The organism is Enterobacter sp. 296B2, from assembly GCF_034106185.1.
GTDB classification, from domain to species: Bacteria; Pseudomonadota; Gammaproteobacteria; order Enterobacterales; family Enterobacteriaceae; genus Enterobacter; species Enterobacter cloacae_N.
This window is the reverse complement of the sequence record NZ_JAWNCA010000017.1, coordinates 1-13884: the sequence shown is the minus strand read 5'-3', so window position 1 is coordinate 13884 and position 13884 is coordinate 1. Positions and strand designations below refer to the sequence as shown.

15 protein-coding genes are annotated in these 13884 nt (G+C 53.7%); 14 read left to right on the top strand and 1 reads right to left on the bottom strand.

All coding sequences use genetic code 11. The features are described 5' to 3' along the window. Nucleotides 1-182: 182 nt before the first annotated feature. From URZ40_RS13730 to URZ40_RS13665, 14 genes are all read left to right on the top strand, one after another. Nucleotides 183-1157, top strand: a complete 975-nt coding sequence (locus URZ40_RS13730) for an MDR family oxidoreductase (protein ID WP_320720691.1) — start codon at nucleotides 183-185, stop codon at nucleotides 1155-1157. 77 nt (nucleotides 1158-1234) lie between these two features. After that, nucleotides 1235-2236 (top strand): protein-methionine-sulfoxide reductase catalytic subunit MsrP, encoded by a 1002-nt coding sequence (gene msrP, locus URZ40_RS13725; RefSeq protein WP_320720690.1) that lies wholly within the window; start codon nucleotides 1235-1237, stop codon nucleotides 2234-2236. Next, entirely contained in the window at nucleotides 2237-2836 is a 600-nt protein-coding gene (gene msrQ / locus URZ40_RS13720; protein ID WP_233002699.1) for a protein-methionine-sulfoxide reductase heme-binding subunit MsrQ, read from the top strand. It abuts the gene before it with no gap. A gap of 234 nt (nucleotides 2837-3070) precedes the next feature. Then, entirely contained in the window at nucleotides 3071-3523 is a 453-nt protein-coding gene (gene aroQ, locus URZ40_RS13715) for a type II 3-dehydroquinate dehydratase (RefSeq protein WP_163329768.1), read from the top strand. A gap of 21 nt (nucleotides 3524-3544) precedes the next feature. Further along, on the top strand, nucleotides 3545-4009 hold the full coding sequence (accB, locus tag URZ40_RS13710; RefSeq protein WP_008502856.1) for an acetyl-CoA carboxylase biotin carboxyl carrier protein: 465 nt from the start codon (nucleotides 3545-3547) through the stop codon (nucleotides 4007-4009). Between the two features lie 10 nt (nucleotides 4010-4019). Next, nucleotides 4020-5369, top strand: coding sequence for an acetyl-CoA carboxylase biotin carboxylase subunit (gene accC, locus URZ40_RS13705; protein ID WP_003860388.1), 1350 nt, complete (start codon nucleotides 4020-4022; stop codon nucleotides 5367-5369). A 109-nt stretch (nucleotides 5370-5478) separates the two neighbouring features. Then, the gene (locus tag URZ40_RS13700) at nucleotides 5479-5721 is read left to right on the top strand and encodes a YhdT family protein (protein WP_116343544.1); all 243 of its coding nucleotides are present in this window, start codon (nucleotides 5479-5481) and stop codon (nucleotides 5719-5721) included. Continuing rightward, complete coding sequence (panF, locus tag URZ40_RS13695; protein ID WP_192983905.1) at nucleotides 5711-7162, top strand: sodium/pantothenate symporter; 1452 nt, start codon at nucleotides 5711-5713, stop codon at nucleotides 7160-7162. The genes URZ40_RS13700 and panF overlap by 11 nt, the downstream gene beginning before the upstream one ends. An 11-nt stretch (nucleotides 7163-7173) precedes the next feature. After that, nucleotides 7174-8055 carry a 50S ribosomal protein L11 methyltransferase gene (gene prmA, locus URZ40_RS13690; RefSeq protein ID WP_233002698.1) on the top strand — a complete coding sequence of 294 codons (882 nt, stop codon included), beginning with the start codon at nucleotides 7174-7176 and terminating at the stop codon, nucleotides 8053-8055. A 138-nt stretch (nucleotides 8056-8193) separates the two neighbouring features. Then, nucleotides 8194-8934, top strand: a complete 741-nt coding sequence (locus tag URZ40_RS13685; RefSeq protein ID WP_316379833.1) for a carbonic anhydrase family protein — start codon at nucleotides 8194-8196, stop codon at nucleotides 8932-8934. Nucleotides 8935-9264: 330 nt separating this feature from the next. After that, nucleotides 9265-10230: a tRNA dihydrouridine synthase DusB gene (gene dusB, locus URZ40_RS13680; protein ID WP_008502861.1), complete on the top strand. Its 966-nt coding sequence runs from the start codon at nucleotides 9265-9267 to the stop codon at nucleotides 10228-10230. A 23-nt stretch (nucleotides 10231-10253) separates the two neighbouring features. After that, on the top strand, nucleotides 10254-10550 hold the full coding sequence (gene fis / locus URZ40_RS13675) for a DNA-binding transcriptional regulator Fis (RefSeq protein WP_000462905.1): 297 nt from the start codon (nucleotides 10254-10256) through the stop codon (nucleotides 10548-10550). Between the two features lie 179 nt (nucleotides 10551-10729). Beyond that, nucleotides 10730-10894 carry a DUF2556 family protein gene (locus URZ40_RS13670; protein WP_014885446.1) on the top strand — a complete coding sequence of 55 codons (165 nt, stop codon included), beginning with the start codon at nucleotides 10730-10732 and terminating at the stop codon, nucleotides 10892-10894. 141 nt (nucleotides 10895-11035) lie between these two features. After that, the gene (locus tag URZ40_RS13665) at nucleotides 11036-13117 is read left to right on the top strand and encodes a bifunctional diguanylate cyclase/phosphodiesterase (protein WP_320720689.1); all 2082 of its coding nucleotides are present in this window, start codon (nucleotides 11036-11038) and stop codon (nucleotides 13115-13117) included. Here the strand turns inward: URZ40_RS13665 and envR are convergent. Further along, nucleotides 13033-13749: an acrEF/envCD operon transcriptional regulator gene (gene envR / locus URZ40_RS13660; RefSeq protein ID WP_320720688.1), complete on the bottom strand. Its 717-nt coding sequence runs from the start codon at nucleotides 13747-13749 to the stop codon at nucleotides 13033-13035. The two genes, URZ40_RS13665 and envR, sit on opposite strands and share 85 nt — an antisense overlap. Nucleotides 13750-13884: the final 135 nt, after the last annotated feature.

The window sequence follows — 13884 nt, the reverse complement described above, 5'->3', positions numbered from 1 at the left end:
CCTTGAGATTACTCCGTGGGTTGATGGGGTAGCGAGTAAGCGCTAACTTGCATTTCAAATGCGGCATACTACCAAACCTGGCGTATCTGGCAATTTATTGCGTTAAATCGGCATTGCTTTACCCTGAGCGAGTATAGTCTTCAGGAACTATTTTCCAATCATCTGAGCCGTGAGGACCCCGTATGCAGGCTTTAATCTTAGAACAGCAGGACGGCAAAACGCTTGCCTCAGTACAGGCCGTAGAAGAGACTCGCCTGCCGGAAGGCGAAGTTACCATCGACATCGACTGGTCCAGTTTAAATTATAAAGATGCGCTGGCGATCACCGGTAAGGGTAAAATCATCCGAAATTTCCCTATGGTGCCGGGTATTGATTTTGCTGGCCGGGTTCATAGCAGCGAAGATCCCCGTTTCCATGCGGGCCAGCAGGTGCTGCTCACCGGCTGGGGCGTGGGCGAAAATCACTGGGGCGGCCTGGCAACGCAGGCGCGCGTGAAGGGTGACTGGCTGGTGCCCATGCCGAAAGGCATGGATGGCCGCAAAGCGATGATCGTCGGTACCGCAGGCTTTACTGCCATGCTGTGCGTGATGGCGCTGGAAGAGGCGGGTGTTCGCCCCGAGTCAGGTGAAATTGTTGTGACCGGGGCCAGCGGTGGCGTGGGCAGCACGGCGGTCACGCTGCTGCACAAGCTGGGTTATCAGGTTGCGGCGGTGTCCGGCCGTGAAAGCACGCATGATTATCTGCGTCAGCTCGGTGCCATCCGCATTCTTGGCCGCGATGAGTTTGCCGAGACCCGCCCGCTGGAAAAACAGGTCTGGGCAGGCGCGGTCGATACCGTCGGTGATAAGGTGCTGGCAAAAGTCCTGGCGCAAATGAACTACGGCGGCTGCGTGGCAGCCTGCGGCCTGGCGGGCGGATTTGCCCTGCCAACGACCGTGATGCCATTTATTCTGCGTAATGTCCGCCTGCAGGGCGTGGATTCCGTGATGACGCCTGCGGCTCGCCGTACTGAGGCATGGGAGCGTCTGGTGCGCGATTTGCCGGAATCTTTCTATACGCAGAGCGCCACCGAAATTACGCTCAGCCAGGCACCTGAATATGCCAGTAAGATTATGGATAACCAGTTCCATGGTCGCGCGCTGGTGAAAATCGCCTAATCTTCAAATTTTCGTGACATATTCGCGCGAATCCTTCTCCTCCGTCATGCTTAGGAAAACGCATGATGGAGGATGCCATGAAAAATCGAAAACTGACGGAAGCCGACGTAACGTCTGAGTCTGTCTTTATGCTACAGCGCCGCCAGATTCTGAAAATGCTTGGCATCAGCGCCACCGCCCTGACGCTCTCTCCAGCGGCACACGCCGACCTGCTCGACTGGTTTAAAGGCAACGATCGCCCGAAGGCTCCTTCCGGCGCCCCGCTTACCTTCACCAAACCCGAGCAATGGCAGAACAAACTCGCGCTTACGCCGGAAGATAAAGTCACCGGCTACAACAACTTCTACGAATTTGGTCTGGATAAAGCCGATCCTGCCGCCAATGCCGGCAGCATGAAAACCGATCCGTGGACGCTGAAAATCGACGGCGAAGTGGCAAAACCCCTGACGCTGGATCACCACGATCTGACCACACGCTTCCCTCTCGAAGAGCGTATCTATCGCATGCGCTGCGTAGAGGCCTGGTCGATGGTGGTGCCCTGGGTAGGCTTCCCCCTGCATAAGCTGCTGGCGATGGTTGAGCCCACCAGCAACGCAAAATACGTCGCCTTCCAGACGCGCTTCGCCCCGGACGAGATGCCGGGCCAGAAAGACCGGTTCATTGGCGGCGGGCTGGAGTATCCGTATGTAGAAGGATTACGCCTCGACGAAGCCATGCATCCCCTTACCCTCCTGACCGTCGGCGTTTACGGCAAGGCGCTTCCGCCGCAAAACGGCGCTCCCATCCGTTTAACCGTGCCGTGGAAATACGGCTTCAAAGGGATTAAATCGATCGTCAGCATTAAGCTGACCCGCGAACGTCCGCCAACGACATGGAACCTGGCGGCACCGGGTGAATACGGCTTCTTCGCCAACGTGAACCCACATGTGGATCATCCCCGCTGGTCGCAGGCGACAGAACGCTTTATCGGCTCCGGCGGTGCGCTGGACGTAAAGCGCCAGCCCACGCTGCTGTTTAACGGCTATGCGGATGAAGTGGCCTCGCTGTACCGTGGCCTCAATTTACGGGAGAACTTCTGAGTGCGATTAACGGCAAAGCAGATCGCCTGGCTGAAAGTGCTTCTGCACCTGGCCGGGTTACTTCCTTTTATATGGCTGTTCTGGGCCGCCAGCCAGGGCCTCTTTAGCGCCGATCCGGCAAAAGATATCCAGCATTTTACGGGTCGGATGGCTCTGAAATTTTTGCTGGCCACCTTGCTCGTCTCGCCGCTGGCGCGCTACGCTAAACAGCCACTATTGATACGCACCCGTCGGCTTTTAGGGCTATGGTGTTTTGCCTGGGCGACCCTGCACCTCACCAGCTATGCCCTGCTGGAACTGGGAATTAACAATCTGACACTGCTTGGCCGCGAACTGGTGACTAGACCTTATCTGACGCTGGGTATTGTGAGCTGGGTGATTTTACTGGCGTTAGCGCTGACCTCCACGCAATATGCGCAGCGAAAGCTGGGCCGTCGCTGGCAGCTGCTGCACAACTTCGTCTATCTTGTCGCGATCCTCGCCCCCATTCATTATCTGTGGTCGGTGAAGATCCTCTCTCCGCAGCCGGTCCTTTACGCGCTGGCGGCCGTAGCGCTTTTAGCATGGCGTTACAAGAAGTTCCGCCAGTGGTTGCGATAGTTCGCGAAACTGTGCGTTTTCCCGCAGATTACCTCTCAACCGCAAATCTTTTTTGGATTGCGGTTGATAATCTTCCCTGATAAGACCAGTATTTAGCTGCCAAATGCTACGAAATCGTTATAATGTGCGACCTTGGTTCGCCTGACAGCGGTTTTGGGCCTCTGAAAAGGTGACATTTGCGCTTCGACGGTATATTTTGTTTTTTACCCGAGAATCGCAGGAGATAGCGGCATAATGACTGATAAGTTCCATATCTTAGTTTTAAACGGACCGAACCTGAACATGCTCGGCACCCGTGAGCCAGAGAAGTACGGCACGCTGACATTGAGCGAAATTGTTAACCGTCTGAGCACGGAAGCAGCGTCACTGAATGTGGATTTGGATCATTTTCAGTCAAACGCGGAGTACGCAATCATCGACCGTATTCATCAGGCTAAAGACAATGTGGACTATATCCTGATCAATCCGGCCGCGTTTACGCACACCAGTGTTGCTATCCGCGACGCACTGCTCGCGGTGAGTATCCCGTTTATCGAGATCCACCTGAGTAACGTGCACGCCCGAGAGCCGTTCCGCCACCATTCGTATCTGTCGGATATCGCTGCTGGCGTTATCTGCGGACTGGGCGCAGACGGTTATTCATACGCTTTACAGACAGCGGTAAAACGCTTGTCACAATCACACTAAACAAGAGTACGGAACCCACTCATGGATATTCGTAAGATTAAAAAACTGATCGAGCTGGTTGAAGAATCAGGCATCTCCGAACTGGAAATTTCTGAAGGCGAAGAGTCTGTACGCATCAGCCGTGCAGCCCCAGCCGCTAGCTTCCCGGTAATGCAGCAAGCTTACGCTGCGCCAGTGCAGCAGCCTGCGCTTTCCGCAGCCGTTGCGCCAGCAGCAGCTGAAGCCGCACCTGCCGCTGCAGCAGAAATCAGTGGTCACATCGTACGTTCCCCAATGGTTGGTACTTTCTACCGCACCCCGAGCCCGGACGCGAAGGCGTTCATCGAAGTGGGTCAGAAAGTCAACGTAGGCGATACCCTGTGCATCGTTGAAGCGATGAAAATGATGAACCAGATCGAAGCAGACAAATCAGGTACTGTGAAAGCGATTCTGGTCGAAAGTGGTCAGCCGGTTGAATTTGACGAGCCGCTGGTCGTCATCGAGTAACGAGGCGTACATGCTGGATAAAATTGTTATCGCCAACCGCGGCGAGATCGCACTGCGTATTCTTCGTGCCTGTAAAGAACTGGGCATCAAGACCGTCGCTGTGCACTCAAGCGCGGATCGCGATTTAAAACACGTATTGCTGGCGGATGAGACGGTCTGTATTGGCCCGGCTCCGTCCGTAAAAAGCTATCTGAACATCCCGGCTATCATCAGCGCCGCTGAAATCACCGGCGCGGTGGCAATTCATCCGGGTTACGGCTTCCTCTCTGAGAACGCCAACTTTGCTGAGCAGGTTGAACGCTCTGGCTTTATCTTCATTGGCCCGAAAGCCGACACCATCCGCCTGATGGGCGACAAGGTGTCTGCAATCACCGCGATGAAAAAAGCCGGTGTTCCAACCGTACCAGGCTCTGACGGCCCTCTGACCGACGACATGGATGCTAACCGTGCTCATGCTAAACGCATTGGCTACCCGGTTATCATCAAGGCGTCCGGCGGCGGCGGCGGTCGCGGTATGCGCGTTGTGCGCAGCGATGCTGAACTGGCGCAGTCCATCTCCATGACCAAAGCGGAAGCGAAAGCAGCTTTCAGCAATGACATGGTGTACATGGAAAAATACCTGGAAAACCCACGCCACATCGAAATTCAGGTGCTGGCCGACGGTCAGGGTAACGCGATCTATCTGGCAGAACGTGACTGCTCCATGCAGCGTCGTCACCAGAAAGTGGTCGAAGAAGCGCCAGCGCCGGGCATTACCCCGGAACTGCGTCGCTACATCGGCGAGCGTTGCGCCAAAGCGTGTGTCGATATCGGCTATCGCGGGGCGGGTACCTTTGAGTTCCTGTTCGAAAACGGCGAGTTCTACTTCATTGAAATGAACACCCGTATTCAGGTTGAGCACCCGGTTACCGAAATGATCACCGGCGTTGACCTGATCAAAGAGCAGCTGCGTATCGCTGCAGGCCAGCCGCTGTCCATCAAGCAGGAAGAAGTTGTGGTCAAAGGCCATGCGGTAGAGTGCCGTATCAACGCCGAAGACCCGAACACCTTCCTGCCAAGCCCGGGTAAAATCACGCGTTTCCACGCGCCGGGTGGCTTTGGCGTGCGCTGGGAATCTCATATCTACGCCGGTTACACCGTACCGCCGTACTATGACTCAATGATCGGCAAGCTCATCTGCTACGGCGAAAACCGTGACGTGGCGATTGCCCGCATGAAGAACGCCCTGCAGGAATTGATCATCGACGGTATCAAAACCAACGTTGATCTGCAGATGCGTATCATGAGCGACGAGCACTTCCAGAATGGTGGAACCAACATCCACTACCTGGAGAAAAAACTCGGCCTGAACGAGAAGTAAGAGAGCTGTGTTGCTAAAAGGCCGGATTATCCGGCCTTTTTTTATTTCTGGGGATCGCAAAGCCCCATCATGTACAATCCCCGCTTTCTGCATCCACAAGGGACTAAAAATGGACAAACGTTTTGTTCAGGCCCATAAAGAAGCGCGCTGGGCGCTGTGGCTGACCCTTCTCTATCTTGCCGCATGGTTAGTAACCGCTTACATACCTGATTCAGCTATCGGCATTACCGGCCTCCCACACTGGTTTGAAATGGCCTGCCTGCTGGTACCACTGGTGTTTATTCTGCTGTGCTGGGCGATGGTGAAATTCATCTACCGGGATATTCCGCTGGAGGACGATGATGCAGCTTGAAGTCATTCTGCCGCTTGTCGCATACCTGCTGGTCGTGTTTGGTTTATCCATTTATGCCATGCGTAAAAGAGCGACCGGCGCTTTCCTGAATGAGTATTTCCTCGGCAGCCGTTCGATGGGCGGCGTTGTACTGGCGATGACGCTGACTGCGACCTATATTAGCGCCAGCTCGTTTATTGGCGGCCCCGGTGCGGCCTACAAGTACGGGTTAGGCTGGGTGCTGCTGGCGATGATCCAGCTGCCTGCCGTCTGGCTTTCGCTGGGCATTCTGGGCAAAAAATTTGCCATTCTGGCGCGCCGTTATAATGCCGTGACGCTCAACGATATGCTGTTTGCCCGCTATCAGAGCCGCTTGCTGGTGTGGCTGGCGAGCCTGAGCCTGCTGGTGGCCTTTATCGGAGCGATGACCGTACAGTTTATCGGCGGAGCACGCCTGCTGGAAACGGCGGCCGGCATCCCTTACGAGACGGGCCTCATCATCTTCGGGGTAAGCATCGCGCTGTATACTGCGTTTGGCGGATTCCGCGCCAGCGTGCTGAACGATACGCTGCAGGGAATGGTTATGCTCATCGGCACGATTGTTCTGCTGGTGGGCATTGTCCATGCCGCGGGTGGACTCACTCACGCGGTGGAAACCCTGGAAGCGATTGACCCCAAACTGGTATCACCACAGGGTGCAGATGATATCCTTTCGCCGACCTTTATGACCTCGTTCTGGGTGTTAGTCTGCTTCGGAGTGATTGGTCTGCCGCATACCGCCGTGCGCTGTATCTCCTATAAAGACAGTAAAGCCGTTCACAAGGGCATCATTATCGGGACAATTGTGGTCGCGATCCTGATGTTTGGTATGCATCTGGCGGGGGCATTAGGGCGCGCGGTGATCCCCGATCTTACCGTGCCGGATCTGGTGATCCCGACCCTGATGGTTAAAGTGCTGCCCCCCTTTGCCGCCGGGATCTTCCTCGCCGCACCGATGGCCGCCATTATGTCGACCATCAACGCCCAGTTACTGCAAAGTTCCGCTACGATCATTAAAGATCTCTATCTGAACCTGCGCCCTGAGCAGGTTGAAAATGAACGTCGCCTGAAGCGGATGTCTGCCGTCATTACGCTGGTGTTAGGAGCTTTGCTGATGTTAGCCGCATGGCGTCCGCCGGAGATGATCATCTGGCTGAACCTGCTTGCGTTTGGCGGTCTGGAAGCCGTTTTCCTGTGGCCGCTGGTATTGGGTCTTTACTGGGAACGCGCGAACGCTGCAGGTGCGCTGAGCGCAATGATTGTTGGCGGTGTGCTGTATGCCATCCTTGCGACATTTAAGATTCAGTACCTGGGCTTCCATCCAATTGTGCCTTCGTTACTGCTAAGTTTACTGGCGTTTGTGGTGGGGAACCGTTTCGGTCAGCCCGTCCCACAACCCGCTATGATTTCTCCTGATAAATAAAGAGTTTTGCCATGCCGTGGATCCAACTAAAACTGAACACAACCGGCGCGAACGCCGAAGAGCTGAGCGATGCGCTGATGGAGGCAGGCTCCGTCTCCATTACCTTCCAGGACACGCATGACACGCCGGTCTTTGAACCGCTGCCAGGCGAAACGCGCCTGTGGGGCGATACCGACGTGATTGGCCTGTTCGATGCCGAAACCGACATGAAAGAGGTGGTGGCGATTCTGGAAAACCATCCCCTTCTGGGTGCGGGTTTTGTGCATAAAATCGAACAGCTGGAAGACAAAGACTGGGAACGGGAGTGGATGGACAACTTCCACCCGATGCAGTTCGGCAAACGTCTGTGGATCTGCCCAAGCTGGCGCGAGGTTCCCGATGAAAATGCCGTCAATGTGATGCTTGACCCAGGCCTGGCGTTTGGCACCGGTACCCACCCAACCACGTCTCTGTGCCTGCAGTGGCTGGATGGTCTGGATCTGGAAGGTAAGACGGTGATCGACTTCGGCTGTGGTTCCGGGATCCTCGCGATTGCCGCCCTGAAGCTGGGCGCGGCGAAAGCCATCGGGATCGATATCGATCCGCAGGCCATTCAGGCCAGCCGCGATAATGCCGAGCGTAACGGCGTCTCCGATCGCCTGGAGCTATATCTGCCTGATGCGCAGCCAGAAGCCATGAAAGCCGATGTGGTGGTCGCTAACATTCTCGCGGGCCCGCTGCGTGAACTGGCGCCATTAATCAGCGTGCTGCCCGTTGAGGGCGGTCTGCTGGGACTTTCTGGCATCCTGGCAAGCCAGGCGGACAGCGTTTGCGAAGCCTACGCCGATCTTTTCGCTCTCGACCCTGTAGTGGAGAAGGAAGAGTGGTGCCGTATTACCGGTCGTAAAAATTAAGTATTTGGCGTGGTCCTCTGACCACGCCTTTTCTCCTCGAATATTCCTCCCTCCCTTTGCCTGCCTCCGGTAAAATACCCATACAAATCATATTGATATATTTTGATTTGGATAATAAAAATTCACAGGAAGAATATTATGAAACACGTTTATAGCAAGGCAGCGCTGTTAGCGCTGAGCATGATCTCGGCTTCAGCATGCGCATCACACTGGAGCTACAAAGGTGAAAGTTCACCGGAGCACTGGGGCGAACTGGATGAAGCGTACAAAACCTGTAACAGCGGAATGAACCAGTCTCCCATAAATATTGATTCGACCGCTAACGCCCATCTCACTCCGCTGCAAACGCACTACGTTGACGGCCCTGTAACGCTAACAAACAATGGCCATACCATTCAGGCAAGCGAGCAGGCCGACACCCGCGACAGCATCACTCTGGATAAGCAATCCTGGACGCTACAACAGTTCCATTTCCACGCGCCGAGCGAAAATACCGTGCATGGCAAGCATTACGCGATGGAAATGCATCTGGTGCATAAAAATGAGAAGGGAGAACTGGCAGTGGTTGCGGTCATGTTCGACAAAGGGGCCGAGAATCCGGAGCTTGATAAACTGTGGAACGTGATGCCTCAGCAGGCTGAGCTGAACGTCTCCATCAAACAGGATCTCAACATGAATAAGCTGCTGCCGGAAGATAAAACGTACTGGCGTTTTAGCGGTTCGCTCACCACGCCACCCTGTTCAGAAGGCGTCACCTGGATCGTGCTTAAACATCCTCTGACGGTCTCCGCTGAACAGCTTGAGAAATTCACCCACACAATGCATCACGATAATAACCGTCCGGTACAGTCCCTGCATGGTCGTCTTGTGGTCGAATAACCTGCATTTTTTGCCCTGAGATCATGTTCTAAAATGCGACGTAGATCGCAAACAAGCGGGATAGCCTGCTGCTAAAAACAGCAGATTATCCCGCTCATATGTCGCATTTCTTCAGAATTGATGAGAAGTTACGGGAAATTGTAAGCGCCCATAAAACAACCATTCACGCATAACCTAATGATTTAAATAATGAATAATTTTCAACGTAAAGATTGAGCGGCGATTCCTTGATCTATAACAGTGGATTGTTCAAAGTTTGGCCTTTCATCTCGTGCAAAAAATGCGTAATATACGCCGCCTTGCAGTCACAGTATGGTCATTTCTTAACTCATGCGCATCGGACACCACCAGCTTAGAAATCGCCTGATCGCAGCCCCTATGGCAGGTATTACCGACCGGCCGTTCAGGACGCTGTGCTATGAGATGGGAGCCGGTTTAACCGTATCCGAGATGATGTCGTCTAACCCGCAGGTTTGGGAAAGCGATAAATCCCGCCTTCGGATGGTGCACATTGATGAACCAGGGATTCGCACCGTGCAAATTGCCGGAAGCGTGCCTGAAGAGATGGCAGATGCCGCGCGTATTAACGTGGAAAGTGGTGCCCAGATTATTGATATCAATATGGGTTGCCCGGCCAAAAAGGTGAATCGCAAGCTTGCAGGTTCAGCCCTTCTGCAATACCCCGACCAGGTGAAAGCTATCCTGACGGCGGTTGTCAGCGCAGTGGACGTTCCTGTTACGTTGAAGATTCGCACGGGTTGGTCGCCGGAACACCGTAACTGTGTAGAGATTGCCCAACTGGCCGAAGATTGTGGTATTCAGGCCCTGACCATCCATGGACGCACTCGCGCCTGTTTGTTCAATGGTGAAGCTGAATACGACAGCATTCGGGCAGTTAAGCAGAAGGTTTCCATTCCGATTATCGCGAATGGCGACATAACTGACCCGCTTAAAGCCAGGGCTGTACTCGACTATACGGGAGCTGATGCTCTGATGATAGGACGTGCAGCTCAGGGAAGACCCTGGATCTTCCGGGAAATCCAGCACTATCTGGACACTGGGGAGCTGCTTGCCCCGCTGCCTCTGGCAGAGGTAAAGCGCTTGCTTTGTTCGCATGTTCGGGAACTGCATGACCACTACGGTCAGGCAAAAGGGTACCGAATTGCGCGTAAACACGTCTCCTGGTATCTCCAGGAGCACGCTCCAGATGACCAGTTTCGGCGCACATTCAACGCCATTGAGGATGCCAGCGAACAGCTGGAGGCGTTGGAGGCATACTTCGAAAATCTTGCGTAATGAAATAAAGAGCTGACAGAACTATGTTCGAACAACGCGTAAATTCTGACGTACTGACCGTTTCTACCGTTAACTCTCAGGATCAGGTAACTCAAAAGCCCCTGCGTGACTCGGTTAAACAGGCACTGAAGAACTATTTTGCTCAACTGAATGGTCAGGATGTTAATGACCTGTATGAGCTGGTACTGGCTGAAGTTGAACAGCCACTGTTGGACATGGTGATGCAATACACCCGCGGTAACCAGACCCGCGCTGCGCTGATGATGGGTATCAACCGTGGTACTCTGCGTAAGAAACTGAAAAAATACGGCATGAACTGATACTAATCAGTTAAATGCTTGTTTAAAAAGGCGCTACCTGGCATGGGGATGCGCCTTTTTTATTGCCTTGTTCTGTCACCGTCAACGCTTTGTAAACCTTCGCTTATCCCGCTTTTAAACCGTTTCTTTTCGTGTATATTTCCACCACTTCAGTGGCTCTCTTCACGCGGAATGACATAATGATTCGTAAATACTGGTGGCTGGTTGTCTTTGCAATCTCGGTTTTCCTTTTCGATGCCCTCCTGATGCAGTGGATTGAACTGATGAGCACCGAAACCGACAAGTGCCGCAATATGAACTCCGTGAATCCGCTGAAATTAGTGAACTGTTCAGAACTCGATTAACGACCTGACGCCCCTCCCTCTCCCCCCGTATTACCCACTAAAAACGGGGATTTAAATTCCTTTGAGCCGTTACCTGACGGTGATAATGTCTCGCCCTTCTCAACCTCTCCCGCGTAACGTCACACTCGAGTAGAACCGACCATGCTGGTTAGCCAATACAACCCTATCCTTGTAGTCCTCTCCTTCGTTGTTGCCATCCTTGCGGCTTACACCGCGCTGAATATGGCTGCACGTGTCGCCGGGAGTCAGGGCGTCGCAGCGCGCATCTGGCTGGCGGGAGGCAGTGTTGCAATGGGCATTGGCGTATGGGCCATGCACTTTATCGGCATGCTGGCGATGGATCTCTCCATGAGCATGAGTTACAACGCGGGCCTGACGATGTTATCCATGGTCATTGCCGTAGGGTCATCACTGTTTGCGCTATGGCTAGTCAGCTGTGAACAGCTGCACTTGCGCCGCCTGCTCCCCGGCGCTCTGGTGATGGGAATCGGGATTGTTGCCATGCATTACACCGGTATGGCGGCACTGGAGGTGATGCCAGGGATCATCTGGGACACGTTGTGGGTAGCCATTTCGGTCATGATTGCGCTTGCCGCTTCGCTTGCAGCATTGTGGCTGACCTTCCGCCTGCGCCACGAAGCCGCGCAGGTGGTGCTGATGCGCCTGGGAGCCGCCATCACGATGGGAATTGCCATCGCCGGTATGCACTACGCCGGGATGAAAGCCGCGCAGTTTCCAATGTCCACAATGGTTCACCATGAGGGTATTAACGGCAGCTGGCTGGCCGTGCTGGTCAGCGTCGTCGCGCTCTCTATTCTTGGGATCACCCTGCTGGTGTCGATGCTGGATGCTCGCCTGCAGGCACGTACCGCCCTTCTGGCCTCGTCGCTGGCAGAAGCGAACCGGGAACTTGCGCAACTGGCGCTGCACGATACGCTGACGCGTCTGCCCAACCGTATCCTGATGGAGGACCGGCTCGATCAGGCCATCAGCAAAGCAGACCGTGAAGGTACCCATTTCGCCCTGATGTTCATGGATCTCGACGGTTTTAAAGCCATCAATGACGCCTACGGCCATGATGTCGGTGACAGGCTGCTGGTCGCCGTTACGCAGCGTCTGCTGCATCTCCTGAAGGGCCAGTTTACCCTTGCACGTATTGGCGGTGATGAGTTTGTTCTGCTTGCTGAGGGAGAAGGTCCGGACGATGCAGCCTCGCTGGCAAATTCGCTGGTGCGGGCGATCGATAGCCCGTTCACTCTCGAACCCTACGAACTGGTGGTAACGCTTAGCATTGGTATCGCCCTGTACCCTCACGACGGCAAAACCGAACGTGAGCTGATGTTTAACGCCGACGCGGCGATGTACCACACCAAGCATATGGGCCGAAACGGGTATCACTTTTTCCAGCCCTCTATGAACACGCTGGCGCAGACCCATCTTCAGTTAATGAACGATCTGTGGATGGCCATCGATCGCAATGAACTGCGCCTGCTTTATCAGCCAAAATTTCACGCGCCCGCTGGCCCCCTCCTCGGGTTTGAGGCGCTGCTGCGCTGGCAGCATCCGAAGCAGGGTTTACTGACGCCGGATGTTTTCCTGCCGCTGGCGGAAAAAACCGGGCTTATCATTCCTATTGGTAACTGGGCGATCAATGAAGCCTGTCGCCAATTAAGAGAATGGCATCTTCAGGGGCATCGGAACTGGTCAATGGCGGTAAACCTGTCGACGTTGCAGTTTGAACAGCCCTCGCTGGTTAAAACAGTGCTCGACTGCCTGGAGCGTCATCACCTCCCGCCGGAGATGTTGATCCTGGAAGTCACGGAAACCACGGCAATGAGCAACCCCGATGAGAGCGTTCGGGTGCTGACAGAGCTGACGGATGCAGGTGTGAAAGCTTCGATTGATGATTTTGGGACCGGATATTCGAGCCTGCTGTATCTCAAGCGTTTACCGGCCTGTGAACTGAAGATAGACAGAGCGTTTGTGAAAGAGTTAAGCGGGGAAAGCGAGGATGCCACCATTGTCTCTGCGATTGTAGCCCTCGCGAAAACGCTCAACCTGAAAGTCGTGGCTGAAGGTGTGGAAACCGAAGCGCAGCAGGCCTTTTTGACGGAGCTGGGCTGTCATACCTTACAGGGTTATCTGTTAGGTAAACCCACCAGCGCGCAGACCATCGAGGCGCTTTGCGCACGGGGTGAAATGTTGCCTGGCGCTGAGCTGTAGTCATCACGAGGCGACACTCGCAAGACAGGGAGTGTCGCCAGAATACTGTCGACCAGGGCTGGCGCCTGCTGATAAAGATTAAAACTGTCGGTATTCATTAACCAGTTTTTAATGATGCCGCTAAAGAAACCGTGGAATACGATCATGGTCAGTTCAACGTTTACCTGCGACGAAATAATGTTCTGAGAAATACAATTTTCCAGAGTGACGCGCAAAAAATCATAATTGAACCAAATGCGTTTCCGAATTTCATTTTCTGAAATCATATCGCTAGTAAATTCACACTTATGATACAAGATTTGTAACAGCGCACATTGACGAGGTTCGTGCGCGATATATTGCAGCGCAGTAATAAATTGCTCACGAAGCATTAACAATGGATCATCACTTTCGGAGAAAGAGAGCCTGTCGCGAATGATGTCACGCAGCGGTAATTGCTGTTCCCAAATGGCATTAAATATTTCTGCTTTACTGTTAAAGTGCCAGTAGACAGCACCGCGAGTAACCTTTGCGGCATCTGCGATATCGGTCAACGTCGTGCTGGCTACGCCCCGCGTCGCAAACTGCCCGATAGCCGCTTCAATCAACTGCTGTCGGGTTTGTTGAGCCTCTTCTTTCTTTTTACGCGCCATTGGCAGCTACTCTTAACTCACTGGGTATATATGTAACATCAGGTTCGGATGGCTGGAAGTATTCACTAAAACCCGTTTTATTTTTGCACAAAAAAAGTCAATTTACTTAATCCATAATTAATGCAAATACATTCT

Coding starts and splice junctions, on each gene's coding strand:
- fis (WP_000462905.1), top strand. CDS start 10,254: ATGTTCGAACAACGCGTAAATTCTGACGTACTGACCGTTTCTACCGTT.
- URZ40_RS13665 (WP_320720689.1), top strand. CDS start 11,036: ATGCTGGTTAGCCAATACAACCCTATCCTTGTAGTCCTCTCCTTCGTT.
- URZ40_RS13700 (WP_116343544.1), top strand. CDS start 5,479: ATGGACAAACGTTTTGTTCAGGCCCATAAAGAAGCGCGCTGGGCGCTG.
- msrP (WP_320720690.1), top strand. CDS start 1,235: ATGAAAAATCGAAAACTGACGGAAGCCGACGTAACGTCTGAGTCTGTC.
- aroQ (WP_163329768.1), top strand. CDS start 3,071: ATGACTGATAAGTTCCATATCTTAGTTTTAAACGGACCGAACCTGAAC.
- accB (WP_008502856.1), top strand. CDS start 3,545: ATGGATATTCGTAAGATTAAAAAACTGATCGAGCTGGTTGAAGAATCA.
- accC (WP_003860388.1), top strand. CDS start 4,020: ATGCTGGATAAAATTGTTATCGCCAACCGCGGCGAGATCGCACTGCGT.
- dusB (WP_008502861.1), top strand. CDS start 9,265: ATGCGCATCGGACACCACCAGCTTAGAAATCGCCTGATCGCAGCCCCT.
- envR (WP_320720688.1), bottom strand. CDS start 13,749: ATGGCGCGTAAAAAGAAAGAAGAGGCTCAACAAACCCGACAGCAGTTG.
- URZ40_RS13685 (WP_316379833.1), top strand. CDS start 8,194: ATGAAACACGTTTATAGCAAGGCAGCGCTGTTAGCGCTGAGCATGATC.
- URZ40_RS13670 (WP_014885446.1), top strand. CDS start 10,730: ATGATTCGTAAATACTGGTGGCTGGTTGTCTTTGCAATCTCGGTTTTC.
- URZ40_RS13730 (WP_320720691.1), top strand. CDS start 183: ATGCAGGCTTTAATCTTAGAACAGCAGGACGGCAAAACGCTTGCCTCA.
- prmA (WP_233002698.1), top strand. CDS start 7,174: ATGCCGTGGATCCAACTAAAACTGAACACAACCGGCGCGAACGCCGAA.
- panF (WP_192983905.1), top strand. CDS start 5,711: ATGCAGCTTGAAGTCATTCTGCCGCTTGTCGCATACCTGCTGGTCGTG.